Source organism: Eoetvoesiella caeni, assembly GCF_003315175.1.
GTDB lineage: Bacteria > Pseudomonadota > Gammaproteobacteria > Burkholderiales > Burkholderiaceae_B > Eoetvoesia > Eoetvoesia caeni.
Genome location: NZ_QNRQ01000022.1, coordinates 18,396 through 30,934 on the forward strand (window position 1 = coordinate 18,396; position 12,539 = coordinate 30,934).

The 12,539-nt window shown below is 58.7% G+C and carries 13 protein-coding genes and 1 pseudogene; 7 read left to right on the forward strand and 7 right to left on the reverse strand.

Annotated features, from left to right (window positions below; all coding sequences use genetic code 11):
• Nucleotides 1–37 precede the first annotated feature (37 nt).
• Both coaD and DFR37_RS21720 read left to right on the forward strand, forming a co-directional pair.
• Nucleotides 38–547, forward strand: a complete 510-nt coding sequence (gene coaD, locus DFR37_RS21715) for a pantetheine-phosphate adenylyltransferase (RefSeq protein WP_113935248.1) — start codon at nt 38–40, stop codon at nt 545–547.
• A 134-nt stretch (nt 548–681) separates the two neighbouring features.
• A complete protein-coding gene (locus DFR37_RS21720) occupies nt 682–942 on the forward strand; it encodes a YfhL family 4Fe-4S dicluster ferredoxin (protein ID WP_113935249.1) in 261 nt (86 codons plus the stop codon).
• Between the two features lie 64 nt (nt 943–1,006).
• Here DFR37_RS21720 and DFR37_RS21725 read toward each other — a convergent pair whose 3' ends face one another.
• Together DFR37_RS21725 and DFR37_RS23455 are read right to left on the reverse strand one after the other, a co-directional pair.
• Complete coding sequence (locus DFR37_RS21725) at nt 1,007–1,396, reverse strand: MOSC N-terminal beta barrel domain-containing protein (RefSeq protein WP_113935250.1); 390 nt, start codon at nt 1,394–1,396, stop codon at nt 1,007–1,009.
• The gene (locus tag DFR37_RS23455) at nt 1,393–4,248 is read right to left on the reverse strand and encodes an AsmA family protein (protein WP_113935251.1); all 2,856 of its coding nucleotides are present in this window, start codon (nt 4,246–4,248) and stop codon (nt 1,393–1,395) included. Before DFR37_RS23455 ends, DFR37_RS21725 begins: the two co-directional genes overlap by 4 nt.
• A 241-nt stretch (nt 4,249–4,489) precedes the next feature.
• Here DFR37_RS23455 and DFR37_RS21735 point away from each other — a divergent pair.
• Nucleotides 4,490–5,787 (forward strand): annotated as a pseudogene (locus DFR37_RS21735) (bifunctional O-acetylhomoserine aminocarboxypropyltransferase/cysteine synthase).
• A gap of 61 nt (nt 5,788–5,848) precedes the next feature.
• Here the strand turns inward: DFR37_RS21735 and DFR37_RS21740 are convergent.
• Nucleotides 5,849–6,268 carry a YidB family protein gene (locus DFR37_RS21740; protein ID WP_113935252.1) on the reverse strand — a complete coding sequence of 140 codons (420 nt, stop codon included), beginning with the start codon at nt 6,266–6,268 and terminating at the stop codon, nt 5,849–5,851.
• A 183-nt stretch (nt 6,269–6,451) separates the two neighbouring features.
• Here DFR37_RS21740 and DFR37_RS21745 point away from each other — a divergent pair, with 183 nt between their 5' ends.
• From DFR37_RS21745 to DFR37_RS21755, 3 genes are read left to right on the forward strand one after another with little or no spacing between them, the layout of a single operon-like run.
• Nucleotides 6,452–7,570 (forward strand): Re/Si-specific NAD(P)(+) transhydrogenase subunit alpha, encoded by a 1,119-nt coding sequence (locus tag DFR37_RS21745; protein WP_113935253.1) that lies wholly within the window; start codon nt 6,452–6,454, stop codon nt 7,568–7,570.
• A complete protein-coding gene (locus DFR37_RS21750) occupies nt 7,570–7,887 on the forward strand; it encodes an NAD(P) transhydrogenase subunit alpha part 2 (protein WP_113935254.1) in 318 nt (105 codons plus the stop codon). Before DFR37_RS21745 ends, DFR37_RS21750 begins: the two co-directional genes overlap by 1 nt.
• The gene (locus DFR37_RS21755) at nt 7,884–9,323 is read left to right on the forward strand and encodes an NAD(P)(+) transhydrogenase (Re/Si-specific) subunit beta (protein ID WP_113935255.1); all 1,440 of its coding nucleotides are present in this window, start codon (nt 7,884–7,886) and stop codon (nt 9,321–9,323) included. Before DFR37_RS21750 ends, DFR37_RS21755 begins: the two co-directional genes overlap by 4 nt.
• 95 nt (nt 9,324–9,418) lie before the next feature.
• Here DFR37_RS21755 and DFR37_RS21760 read toward each other — a convergent pair whose 3' ends face one another.
• The 3 genes from DFR37_RS21760 to DFR37_RS21770 all read right to left on the reverse strand — a co-directional run bounded on the left by DFR37_RS21760 (nt 9,419) and on the right by DFR37_RS21770 (nt 11,888).
• Nucleotides 9,419–10,357, reverse strand: a complete 939-nt coding sequence (locus tag DFR37_RS21760) for a complex I NDUFA9 subunit family protein (protein ID WP_113935256.1) — start codon at nt 10,355–10,357, stop codon at nt 9,419–9,421.
• Between the two features lie 151 nt (nt 10,358–10,508).
• Nucleotides 10,509–11,363: a GNAT family N-acetyltransferase gene (locus DFR37_RS21765; RefSeq protein WP_113935257.1), complete on the reverse strand. Its 855-nt coding sequence runs from the start codon at nt 11,361–11,363 to the stop codon at nt 10,509–10,511.
• Nucleotides 11,364–11,609: 246 nt separating this feature from the next.
• Nucleotides 11,610–11,888, reverse strand: a complete 279-nt coding sequence (locus DFR37_RS21770) for a hypothetical protein (protein ID WP_113935258.1) — start codon at nt 11,886–11,888, stop codon at nt 11,610–11,612.
• On the opposite strand from DFR37_RS21770, the gene DFR37_RS21775 reads away from it, so the two are divergent.
• Nucleotides 11,871–12,242 (forward strand): hypothetical protein, encoded by a 372-nt coding sequence (locus DFR37_RS21775; protein WP_113935259.1) that lies wholly within the window; start codon nt 11,871–11,873, stop codon nt 12,240–12,242. The two genes, DFR37_RS21770 and DFR37_RS21775, sit on opposite strands and share 18 nt — an antisense overlap.
• Before the next feature lie 18 nt (nt 12,243–12,260).
• Here the strand turns inward: DFR37_RS21775 and DFR37_RS21780 are convergent.
• Nucleotides 12,261–12,539: transposase domain-containing protein (locus DFR37_RS21780; protein ID WP_147251655.1), on the reverse strand; the 279-nt coding region annotated here is incomplete at its 5' end.

Consider the following 12,539-nt stretch of genomic DNA (forward strand, 5'->3'; position numbering starts at 1 on the left):
CTTTTGCTTCAATACTGTCTAACTACTCGGAACACCCATGATTACAGTCGTCTATCCCGGAACGTTCGACCCCCTGACCCGAGGCCACGAAGACCTGGTGCGCCGTGCGGCCAGCCTGTTCGACCATGTGGTGGTGGGCGTTGCATACAGCCATGCAAAAAAGCCCTTCTTTTCCGTGGAAGAACGGGTGGAAATTGCCCAGGAAGTCCTGGGGCACTACCCCAACGTAGAAGTGCTCAGTTTCGCCGGTCTGCTGAAAGACTTCGTGCGCGAACAGAACGCGCGTGTCATCGTACGCGGGCTGCGGGCTGTGTCCGATTTCGAATATGAATTCCAGATGGCCGGCATGAATCGCCACTTGCTGCCCGAAGTCGAAACGCTATTCATGACTCCCTCGGATCAATACCAGTTCATCTCGGGCACCATCGTGCGCGAAATCGCCATTCTGGGCGGCGACGTCAGTAAATTCGTCTTTCCGTCGGTCGAACGATGGCTGCACAGCAAGGCCGCCAGCCTGCGCGAGCAATCAGAACAAAAACAGTCCTGATTAGCCAATACCTCCAAACGGGTTTAAACTGAACACACACCAACAGGACCGCCGCGCGCCTGCCAAAAGCAATCCGCGCGGTATCCGGCAAGTTGTCAGCAGAACCCGTTAGCGTATATTCAGGAAGTCAGGCCATGGCATTGCGTATTACCGATGAGTGCATCAATTGCGATGTCTGCGAACCCCAATGCCCCAATCAAGCCATCTCTATGGGGCCCGACTACTACATCATCGACCCGTCCCGCTGCACCGAGTGTGTCGGCCACTTTGGCGAACCCCAGTGCCAGGTGGTCTGTCCGGTCGAGTGCATAGACGTCGACCCGGACTTCCAGGAAGACCAGCCCACGCTCATGGATAAATTCCTGCACCTGACAAAAGCCGCGGTCGACAGTTAGCCAGGAGTTCCGCCACTGTCGGCGGCCCGGCATTCGCGCGCCGGACCCGCATTGCGACTGCGGCTTAAAGCTTCGGCCACATTACCGTTGATTCGTCCGGATGCACTTTGACCAGGCGGCAAGGCACCCCAAGAAAGTTGGATATCCATGCGGCGGCCAGGTCGCCCTCGTCCACCACGTTGACCTGCCGGTTGGCAATGACCGCTTTGCTTACGACACTGTCGTCGTCCTCGATCACGTCCAGTGGAATGTCCATGCGAAGCATGCCTGGCCCGCGTATGGCCAGGTAGCCGAAGCTGATGGCTACCGCCACCTCGGCAAGCCGCGGCTGATCTTTTTGGGTGATCAATGCCCCCTCGGAATCCACCACCAGCCAGCGCAAATGATAAGGCGCAGCGGAAGGATCCTGCAGCGGGCCGCAAGCCGCAATGGGGCAATACTGGCTTGATCTCATTTGCCCAGCAGCCCTTTCAATGCATTGCCCAGGCTCTTGACGGCGTCGCTCTTGGTCGGTGCGGCATTTTGTTCGCCGGATGCCGGCGGTTTGGAAATAAGGTTCAGCAAACCGTTCTGGATGGCCTGCCTGGCAAGCTTTCCGCTGATTGCCTTCCATTGGACTTGATAGCTCAAGGCATCGAAGGGTCCGGAAATATGGACCGGTACCGTAACGCCTTGCAAGTCGGCGAACTGCTCTTTCCCCGCTTTGCTGGCATTCACGATCCGGACATCGGCGGCCAAGTCCAGTGTGCTGTTAATCAGGTTGACACTAGCCGGACTGCCTTGTGTAACGCGTACGGCCGGTGAGTTCAGATCCAGCTTTTTGATCTGGCCGATGCCGCGTTCAAACGCCACGTTGGCGTCCAGGGAAGTGAAGCGCGTCTCGCTTCCTGGCTGGAACTTGCCGGATAAGTCCGGCACCTGCTCGTTCATCAGGCTTTGCAATACACCGGCAACCTGCGCCAGGGTACGCTCGACGTCAATGCCCTGGATAGCACCGTCGCGCACCAAGGCCTGGGCTGTCCCGCCCAGGCCCGCCGTCAAAGCGGCCACCGTATTGCCCTTGCTGGCCAGGTTAAGCTTCAGCGTACCCGTGCCGCTGATATGTTCAGTTCCCGTCAGTCCTTTAAGCATGGGTCCGACGGCAACGTTTTCCAGGGCAATCTGCCCGGCCATGGCATTGCTCGAGTCGGCGTTGATCTTCCCGGACAATTTACCGCCATATAAATCCGCCGTCATCTTGGACAATTCCAGCTTGCCCTTGGCTGCTTTGACTGAAACGCCGAAATTCTTTGCCTCGATCCCCCGGCCTTTGATCTCGCCAACCTTGACGCTGCCGGTCAGGTCCAGCGAGTCCAGGAACGAAAGGTCAAGAGTCGTATCGGCACGGGGGGCTGCCGCTGGCGCTTTGGCGGCGGGTGCCGCCGCTGTTGCCGCCGGCTTTTCGGGCGCGGATGCCGCGGCTCCTTTGTCTTGGGGATTGGCCGCCGTCGCTGCGCCAGCCTTGGCACCGGAACTTGCGGCCGCTTTGCCGCCCGACGGGGCAGCGGCAGGCGCCGCCGGCTTGGCTGCGCTCTGGGCTGCATCGCGCTTGGCCGGCGGCTTGGCGCCAGCCTTGGCTTCGGTTTCAGGCTGGGCCGGCTTGCCTGCGGCATTTGCATCCGGCTTTGCTTCAGCCTTGGCGTCCGGTTTAGCCGCGGGTTTAGCTTCGGGCTTCGCTTCCGGTTTGGTTTCAGGTTTGGTTTCAGGTTTGGCTTCAGCCTTGGCCTCGGGCTTCGCTTCAGGCTTGGCCGGTGGCTCGGGCGGGAAGAGCTTGTCCAGATCCAGGCCCTCGGACTGCAAGGCAAACTGAACTTTCGGATCGTTCAGTTCGGTAGCCTTCACATTGAAATTTAGCGGGCGGCCATTCAACACGGCGCTGATTTCGCTGTTAAGCGTATCCTTCAATAAATCCAGATGCAGGCTGCCGATCAGCGGAAACTCGAAAGTGCGCGGCGGCGCGACCGCGTGTTCGATTTTCACGTCGCCTTTTATGGCCGACAATGTCCCTTGCCCTTTAAGCGCATCCCATTGCGCCGGCGACGACAGGTTGACGCGCACCATGCGGTTGTCCTGCTTGATTCCACCGTCGACCTTGAGCTCTTTAAGAGTCAGGTTGTCGGCATTGCCGCCCAGGCCGCTGGCCCCCAACGACAAACCAATTACGCTGGAACCGCTTAGCTTGATCGAGCCGGACACGGCCTCGCCTTTGGCGGCTTCCGGAGAGATGGACAACTGCGGAGCGTCAAGCGCGATATCGAAAGCTTGCGTCGGAAAATTGCCTTTGGAGCGCAGCGACAATTTTTCGATATTCAGTTCTGAACGGCTGCGGTCCATGCGCAATTTGGGAACGACCAGGCTCAGTTCCAGCCCCTTTATGGGCTGTTCGCCGCCAAGGTCGCCCTGAACATTCAGTTCAAGATTGCCCGCATTCAAAAGCCGCGTCATGGCGTTATAGGCCAGATTGCCCTTTAGCGTGGCGGTTTTTGCCTGAAGATCGCCTAGCCGTCCCGTAACTTGCAGATTCAATTTTTGCGCCGAATAAGAACGCTGGACCGAATCGAACTTGAATAAAGCCTGGCCTTCGATAGCGGCATCGCTGGCCGGGTGCTCGCCGATAAGATTGCCACGGATCGCAACATCGAAAGGCTGGTCAAGCGTCATGCGCCCCGTATTGACCTGCAGCTTGACCAGGCGCGCCGAATGCCCCTTGCGTTCGTCCCGCAGGTGAATCTCGCCGTCTTTGATATCCAGCCCCGCAATATCGATTTGCAGGTCGGCACGCCCCACCGGCGAAGTCACGGCAACCACAGAGCCCGGCTGGCTGCCGCTGTCCGCAGGGGCGCCTGTATCTACCGCAGGACTGGACGCGCCCGCAGTCAGGTCCTCGAAGTTGTAGGCCCCTTCTTTATCGCGCGCTACCCAGGCCTTAAGCCCCGACACCGACACATGGTCCACCACAAACCGGTTGGACAGCAGCGGCCAGATCGCCACCGCAAAGCGCGCGCTGTCAATCGACGCGAAAATATTCTTGCTGTCCCGGTCGGACAAGGAAATGTCCTGCAAGGAAAGACCAATACGGGGAAACAGGGAGAGCTGGATATCGCCGCCCACGGTCAGGGTGCGATGGTATTTGCTGTAGACGAGGTCTTCGAGCTTGCTTTTATATGAATTAGGGTTGAAAGTAAGCAAAAAAACGGCAAATGCTGCAAGTGCCGCGATAAGCGCCACCAGCAGGCCCAGCAATATCCTCTTGAACCAAATTTTCATTTCCCCGCCTCAAACCCCAAGCAAATAGCAATCGGCATCGCCGCCGTCGTCGTACTGTTGAATGCTAACCTAACTCCAACGGGCACACCCGCCCCGCCCGCGCCTTTTTTTGTACTTATGTAACAAGACTATATCTTATCGTTATATCCAAATCAGACAATAGTCTGCTTGACGGTAGGCACTCCGAGCCCAATTTGTTATTCTTGCAGCTTGCCTTGACCATCCCTTATTAGAAAAAACCATGAAAATCGAGACACTGGCCATACATGCGGGCTATCAGCCCGACCCCACCACCAAGGCGGTTGCCACTCCCATTTACCAAACTACTTCGTACGCCTTCGACAGCACTCAGCACGGCGCGGACCTGTTCGACCTGAAAGTTCCAGGCAACATCTACACCCGCATTATGAACCCCACCAACGGGGTGCTTGAAGAACGCGTGGCGGCGCTCGAGGGCGGCATTGCGGCGTTGGCCGTGGCTTCCGGAATGTCGGCCATTACCGAATGTCGGCCATTACCTATGCCATTCAAGCCATTGCGCAAGCCGGCGACAACATCGTCTCGGTGGCCAAGCTCTATGGCGGTACTTACAATCTGTTCGCTCATACCTTCCCGCGCCAGGGCCTGACCGTAAAATTTGCGCCCCACGACGATATCGCGGCCCTGGAAGCGCTTATCGACGAAAACACCAAAGCGGTATTTTGCGAAACCATCGGCAACCCGGCCGGCAACGTGGTCGACATCCAGGCCATTGCCGACGCCGCGCACCGGCACGGCATACCGCTTATTGTCGACAACACTGTCGCCTCGCCCGCCTTGTGCCGCCCGTTTGAACACGGCGCCGACATCGTCGTTCATGCACTGACCAAGTACATGGGCGGCCACGGCACTACCATTGCCGGCGCCATCGTCGACTCGGGCAAATTCCCCTGGACCGAACACAAGCAGCGCTTTCCCATGCTGAACGAGCCCGACCCCTCGTACCACGGCGTGGTCTATACCGAAACCTTCGGCCCCGCCGCCTTCATCGCGCGCTGCCGTGTCGTACCTTTGCGCAACACCGGCGCAGCCCTGTCGCCCTTCAATGCCTTCCTTATCCTGCAAGGCATCGAAACCTTGCCGCTGCGCATGGAAAGGCATACAGAAAACGCACTGAAAGTAGCCCAGCTCTTGAAAAACCACCCGCAGGTATCGTGGGTGCAATACGCAGGCCTGCCCGACCACCCGGAACATGCCCTGGCCAAAAAATACATGGACGGCGGCTTGCCTGCCAGTATTTTGTCGTTCGGAATCAAGGGCGGCAGCGCGGCCGGCGCCCGCTTCATCGATGCGCTCAAGCTGATCGTGCGGCTGGTAAACATCGGCGACACCAAATCGCTGGCTTGCCATCCGGCCTCGACCACCCATCGCCAGCTAAGCCCCGAAGAACTGAAAAAGGCGGGCGTGGGCGAAGACATGGTCCGGCTGTCGATCGGCATTGAACACATCGACGACATCACGGCCGACATCAACCAGGCCCTTGAGGCCAGCAAGGGCTGATTCCATCGGGGCATGGCGAGCGGTGCAAATGCGCCCTTCGCCGGCACCAGGCCTGAAGGTCTTAAAGTTTTCTAAGCACGCCCGACACCGACCCCATAAGCAAGTCCACGTCCAGTTCCTGGTTTTGGCCAAGCTGGCCGTCGGGCGTAACATGGTCCACTAAAGTCGGCAGCAGCTTGCTGAGATTTCCAAGTAATACGTCGGGAGCCTGACCAGATGTTTTTGCCAAATGCTCGACCTCGTCATCGCTCAGGACCGACTGCAACTGGGCCGGCGACACAGGCTGGTTCGGGCCACTACCCAGCCACGAAGACACGACCTCTGCCAGGCCTTCCCGCTGAAACTTTTGTATAAGGCCTTGCAAGCCGCCAGGATAAGCATTGACGAATTCTATGACTACAGGCAGCAATAAAGCTTGTTCAGGAGCGGATGGCGATGGCCCGCCGCGAATGGTCGATATGACTGAATCTAAAAGTCCCATGACGCCCTCACCTTAAAAACATAAGATCCAAGCAAATGTAGGCTACGCTCCAATCGTACACAAAAAACACGAAAACCAGGAAGTCGAAAAAATAAAAATGTAGCGGCCACTAAACTAAAGTATAGTAAACACTAAATTAAAACGCAGCATAGAGCCACAGCGCGAGATTAAGGAGAAGACCACATGCAAATAGGAATCCCACGCGAAAGCCTGCAAGGGGAGACGCGTGTCGCAGCCACACCCGAGACCGTCAAGAAGTATATTAGTGCAAAACATCAGGTTGTTGTCGAAACAGGCGCCGGCGCAGCCGCGCACTATCCCGACGACGCTTATGTTGCCGCGGGCGCCACGCTCGGCACGGCGGAACAGGCGCTAAGCGCCGCACTCGTCCTGAAGGTACGCACTCCCTCCGCGGGTGAACTGACCAGCATGAAGCCAGGCTCTGTCCTGGTCGGCATGCTCGACCCCTTCAACCCGGAAGGCCTGCAATCGCTGGCCACGGCGGGGCTCACCGCCTTTGCCCTGGAGGCCGCGCCGCGCATTACCCGCGCCCAAAGCCTGGACGTTTTGTCTTCGCAAGCCAACCTGGCCGGCTACAAGGCGGTGCTGCTGGCCGCCAACCAGTACGGCCGCCTCTTTCCCATGATGATGACCGCCGCCGGCACGCTTAAGGCCGCGCGCGTAGTCGTGCTGGGCGCGGGCGTGGCCGGCCTGCAGGCCATTGCCACGGCCAAGCGCCTGGGCGCCGTGGTCGAGGCCTCTGACGTACGGCCCGCCGCCAAAGAGCAAATCGAATCCCTGGGCGCCAAATTCATCGATGTGCCGTTCGAAACCGACGAAGAGCGCGAAATCGCCCAAGGCGTGGGCGGCTATGCCCGCCCCATGCCCGCCGCCTGGATGGCGCGCCAGGCCGCGCTGGTGTCCGAACGATGCAAGCAGGCCGACATCATCATCACCACCGCGCTGATCCCCGGCCGCCCTGCTCCCACGCTGGTGTCCGAGGAAACCGTACAGGCCATGAAACCGGGCTCGGTCATTGTCGACCTTGCGGTCGAGCGCGGCGGCAACTGCCCGCTTTCCGAAAAGGACAAGGTGGTGGTCAAGCACGGCGTCAGCCTGATCGGCTACACCAACCTGCCGGCCATGGTGGCCACCGATGCCTCGGCCCTTTATGCCCGCAACGTGCTGGACTTTCTTAAACTCATTACCGACGCCGAAGGCCAGTTGGCCATTCAGCGCGAAGACGAAATCGTCGCGGCCTGCCTGATGAGCAGCGACGGCAACCTGCTAAGGAGCGCCTGATGGAAGCAGTCAACCCAACCCTGCTCAACCTCATTATCTTCGTCCTGGCGATCTACGTGGGCTTTCACGTGGTCTGGAACGTTACGCCGGCGCTGCATACGCCTCTTATGGCGGTGACCAACGCCATCTCCGCCATCATCATCGTGGGCGCCATGCTGGCCGCGGGGCTGACAGAAGGCGGACTGGCTCGATCCATGGGCGTCTTTGCCGTGGCGCTGGCCGCGGTCAATGTCTTTGGCGGCTTTCTCGTCACACGCCGGATGCTGGAAATGTTCAAGAAAAAAGAAAAGAAAAACACTAAAGGAGGCCAGGCATGATCTCCATCAACCTCGTCACTTTTTTATACCTGGTCGCTTCAATCTGCTTCATCCAGGCGCTTAAGGGCCTGTCGCACCCCACCACATCCAGGCGCGGCAATACGTTCGGCATGATAGGCATGGCCATTGCCGTGCTGACCACCGCCGCGCTTATCGTCAGCGTGGCCCGCGAAGGCATGGCCATCGCCGGCCTGGGCTGGATCGTGCTTGGGCTGGTCATCGGCGGCGCCATCGGTACTGTAATGGCCCAGCGCGTCGAAATGACCAAGATGCCCGAACTCGTGGCTTTCATGCACAGCATGATCGGTCTTGCCGCGGTGGCCATTGCTGTTGCCATCGTCGCCGAACCGCACGCCTTCAACATTACGGCCGAAGGCCAGGCGCTGCCCGTCGGCAACAGGCTGGAATTGTTCATCGGCACGTTCGTGGGCGCCATCACGTTCTCGGGCTCGGTCATTGCCTTTGGCAAGCTGTCCGGCAAATACAAGTTCCGCCTGTTCCAGGGCGCGCCCGTCGTCTTCGGCGGCCAGCACATGCTGAACCTTGTCCTGGCCCTGATCATGCTGGCCTGCGGCTTATGGTTCATGGGTACGCAAGAATGGCTGCCCTTCATCATCATGACGGTGCTGGCGTTTATTCTGGGCGTGCTTATCATCATCCCGATCGGCGGCGCCGACATGCCTGTGGTGGTGTCCATGCTGAACAGTTATTCGGGCTGGGCCGCGGCCGGCATCGGGTTCTCGCTGAACAACCCCATGCTGATCATTGCCGGTTCGCTGGTGGGTTCATCGGGCGCCATTCTTTCGTACATCATGTGCAAGGCCATGAACCGCTCGTTCTTCAATGTGATTCTGGGCGGCTTCGGCAGCGACGCCAGCTCGGCCGCCCAGGCCGGCGACCAGGCGGCGCGCAACGTCAAGTCGGGCAGCCCCGACGATGCCGCTTTCCTCATGAGCAATGCCGAAACCGTCACTATCGTGCCGGGCTACGGCCTGGCCGTGGCACGGGCCCAGCATGCTCTGAAAGAATTGGCAGAAAAACTGACCGAGAAAGGCGTAACTGTAAAGTACGCCATCCATCCCGTGGCCGGCCGCATGCCCGGGCACATGAACGTGCTTTTGGCCGAGGCCGAAGTGCCCTACGACCAAGTCTTCGAAATGGACGACATCAACAGCGAGTTCTCGCAGACGGATGTGGTGCTGGTTCTGGGCGCCAACGACGTGGTCAACCCGGCCGCAAAGAACGACCCGCAATCGCCGATTGCCGGCATGCCTATCCTGGAAGCCTACAAGGCACGCACCGTTATCGTGAACAAGCGTTCGATGGCCGCCGGCTACGCCGGCCTGGACAACGAACTGTTCTACATGGACAAAACCATGATGGTGTTCGGCGACGCCAAGAAAGTCATCGAAGACATGGTCAAGGCTGTTGATTAAGCGAAAGCTCTTGAACTGAACACAGTACCCATGATCCCCGCCTAAGATATCTGGCGGGGATTTCTTTTGGGACAGTGCTTGGCGTGCGCCGCGGCTTACGCCCGGCCCAAGGACTTGCGCTTTGGGGCCAGATAGGCCGGCGCGATGGATTCCAGCGACTTGGCGACGATGCGCAGTTCAGGAGCCATGGACTCATCGCTGATGTTGTCCACTTTAAGCGAGTCCAGATTGTCGCGCGACATGATGGGTTCGCCCGGCATGCACTCAAATACAAAGGCTTGCATGCGCCCCAGGAACATGGGCAGCGGCAATATCCTGCGCGGGTGGCCCGACCACTTCGCCGCCAGCTCGACCAATTCCGCCAAAGTGTAGTCGGCAAACCCCGCCAGCGTGTAGACCCGGCCGTGGGTCAGAGAATTTACCAAGGCCTGTGAAATTGCGTCGGCGACATCGCCAACATAGACCGGCTGCAAACGCGACTTTGAACAGGCCAGCGGAATAATCGGCAGCCACCGCGCCAGCCGTGCGAAACGGTTCATGAAATTGTCATCGGGGCCAAAAACCACCGATGGCCGGAAAATTGTGCAGGCTCCGTCGGGATACGACTGGAACTCTTCCCAGATGGCCGCTTCACCGGCCGCCTTGGAGCGCTGATAGCCGCTGGCGCCGTTGGCACTGGCGCCCAATGCGCTGACATGCAGCAGCCGGCGCACGCCCAGCTTGCGGCAAGTTGCCGCAATGCGCCTGGGCAGTTCGACATGCACCCGCGCAAAATCCGGCCCGTAAGGCTTGCCTGGACGGCTATGCAGTATTCCGGCCAGATTGATGACCGCGTCCGCTTCTGATATCAGCCCTTCAAGCGCGCGGTCGTCGTGGACGTCGGCATCAAGGAGATTAAGCGCTGGGAAAACCAGCAGGTCCCGGCCATTCTGGTAGCGCCGCGTGGGCACATTGACCGCATGCCCCGCCTTGACCAGACGAGCCACCAAATGCCGTCCGATAAAGCCAGTTCCACCAATGACCAGCACCCGCATGCGACCCTCCTGCTTCTGTAACCCTACGGTCCCATTTTGGGCCGAGACGGTCTTTGGTGCAAGTCGCAGCGCCGCAATAATTCACCGGGGCAAGTCACGTTGCCCAGGCAGTCATGCCGCAAGGACAGTGAAGCCACAGAGCTTACGGCCTCTATCCTAGCTCGAAGGTCGTAACCCCGAACATATATTCTATCGCCAGCGAAGGCGCCGGCCCGCTGTACATGCGCGCCGTCTCGAACACCCGGGCCATGCCATAAGTCTGTACCAATGCCACGGCGGCGGGATTGACCGAGGGAATATCAAGTTGAATGATCGAGCCTTCCGGTAGCCGAGCGGCCAGCGCACGCAAGAGCCGCTCGGCAAACCGCCCTTCGTTGGCGAATAACGGCCCCACCCTGAAGCCCGTGCGGCATGGCCTGATCACGCCATACCCGGCCAAACTGCCTTTGTGCAGGCATGCCAGGGCCGTGCTTCCTTGCTGGGAAATCCAACTACCCAGGAATGTTTCGCGACCGGCCGGGAAAAGCTGGGCATCATAGCACTGCAGTTCATCGGACGCTATGCTTGCCAGAGGAACTATGCTTTCGTCATGCGACCAAGCCTGAACAGGGATCAGCCCCTGATACCGCACATTGTTATACGCCAGTACAAACCCGCTTTTACGGTAGTTCTCTTGCTGTTCGACCACGCCGTCCAGCCCGGTAAAACGGCCCTCCAAAACTCGCATGGCCGCCTCCCACAAAGCCGAACCATACCCTTGCCGACGGTAGGCCGGACGAACAATGTAGAAACCAATGAAGCCAAAATCGCTACCGTACTTGACGGCGGAGATCATCCCTATGGGCTCGTCGCCGAGCAGCCCAATCAAGAACCCATCGGGATCGGCGGCATAAAAGCTATCCGCATCATGCAAGCCTGGATTCCATCCTTCGGCAGCCGCCCACTCGACGCCAATATCAAGTTCCTGCCGCGTCATGGGCCGAATGGCAAGGTTGAGTCTGCTCATATGACGATCCTATTAGGTGCAGCCACATAGTAGAAGTTCCTTCCGACTCTTAGCACACGTCTGGACTTTCCACATTCAACGACGCAGCGAGCTTGGTCGATAGTGAGGGTAGGCATGGCTGACCAGGAATGGGTGACACGAATCGTAAAAAGAGGCAATAAAATAAAAATTACCCCCTTTAATCCATTGTTTACCCCATTCCTAGCGCCCAGCCTTCGGCAAAGGCAAATGGCAAGGGAACGGCACTCAAGGGACAACGACCCTATTCAGAAAAGGAAAAAGCCGCCCCTTTTCCATTGTTCTGCAACACCCGGCCAAATCGTCCCATGCCGTGCCGCTGCCCTCCGCAGCACTCAGGTAGTCCGCCCAGTCCTGCAACAGCGTCCTTCTCTGATCCAGCAGCAGCGCCTTGTTGTACAGTAAGCGCCCGGCGAACACCGTCTTGACTTGGGCGTGAGGCTGCTCAATGAGTAAAATCCACTCCTCAGTGTTTTTCGTTGAATAGTCATGCCCGAAGTTGATCACGCCACCATCAATCGCAACTTGATTCTCATCGTGCCCAAGCAAGCGGCGCTGGACTGGATCAGGAGTGTTGATTCACAACCGATTGAGGGGCTTGCCTTGGACGAGCTGCGCCAAGAACAAGAGGTCTACCTTATATCGCCGGACATCATTAACACGCCTGAGCAGGCCGAGCAATGGGCGCTCCAGCGCTTTAGCGTATTGTTTGCGTCTTTTTTGAACAGCTGGTTCACTGACCAGGCACTTTGGCCCAAGCGTCGCACTCGCAAGATGTTCCTAGAGTGGTTTGAAGTGCAATACCACTCGACCATCTGGGATCTTTCAACAGCCCCTCTTGAGCACGAAGAGTGGAATTGAGCAACCGCTGTCCGGTACTTAAAGCGCGACGTTCCAGGGCAGCAGCTCGTCAACCCGGTTCACCGGATGGTCGGCGATCACGCTCAAGACGTGGCGCAGGTACGCTTGGGGATTGATATCGTTCAATTTGGCTGTGCCAAGTAGGCTGTACATCGTGGCCGCGCGTTCACCGCCCGCGTCGGATCCCAGAAACAGGTAGTTTTTCCTGCCCAGGGCTACCCCGCGCAACGCTCGCTCGGCGGTATTGTTGTCGATCTCAATGCGCCCATCGTCCAGATAACGCACCAGTGCCTGCCA

Coding starts and splice junctions, on each gene's coding strand:
- coaD (WP_113935248.1), top strand. CDS start 38: ATGATTACAGTCGTCTATCCCGGAACGTTCGACCCCCTGACCCGAGGC.
- DFR37_RS21720 (WP_113935249.1), top strand. CDS start 682: ATGGCATTGCGTATTACCGATGAGTGCATCAATTGCGATGTCTGCGAA.
- DFR37_RS21725 (WP_113935250.1), bottom strand. CDS start 1,396: ATGAGATCAAGCCAGTATTGCCCCATTGCGGCTTGCGGCCCGCTGCAG.
- DFR37_RS23455 (WP_113935251.1), bottom strand. CDS start 4,248: ATGAAAATTTGGTTCAAGAGGATATTGCTGGGCCTGCTGGTGGCGCTT.
- DFR37_RS21740 (WP_113935252.1), bottom strand. CDS start 6,268: ATGGGACTTTTAGATTCAGTCATATCGACCATTCGCGGCGGGCCATCG.
- DFR37_RS21745 (WP_113935253.1), top strand. CDS start 6,452: ATGCAAATAGGAATCCCACGCGAAAGCCTGCAAGGGGAGACGCGTGTC.
- DFR37_RS21750 (WP_113935254.1), top strand. CDS start 7,570: ATGGAAGCAGTCAACCCAACCCTGCTCAACCTCATTATCTTCGTCCTG.
- DFR37_RS21755 (WP_113935255.1), top strand. CDS start 7,884: ATGATCTCCATCAACCTCGTCACTTTTTTATACCTGGTCGCTTCAATC.
- DFR37_RS21760 (WP_113935256.1), bottom strand. CDS start 10,357: ATGCGGGTGCTGGTCATTGGTGGAACTGGCTTTATCGGACGGCATTTG.
- DFR37_RS21765 (WP_113935257.1), bottom strand. CDS start 11,363: ATGAGCAGACTCAACCTTGCCATTCGGCCCATGACGCGGCAGGAACTT.
- DFR37_RS21775 (WP_113935259.1), top strand. CDS start 11,871: ATGCCCGAAGTTGATCACGCCACCATCAATCGCAACTTGATTCTCATC.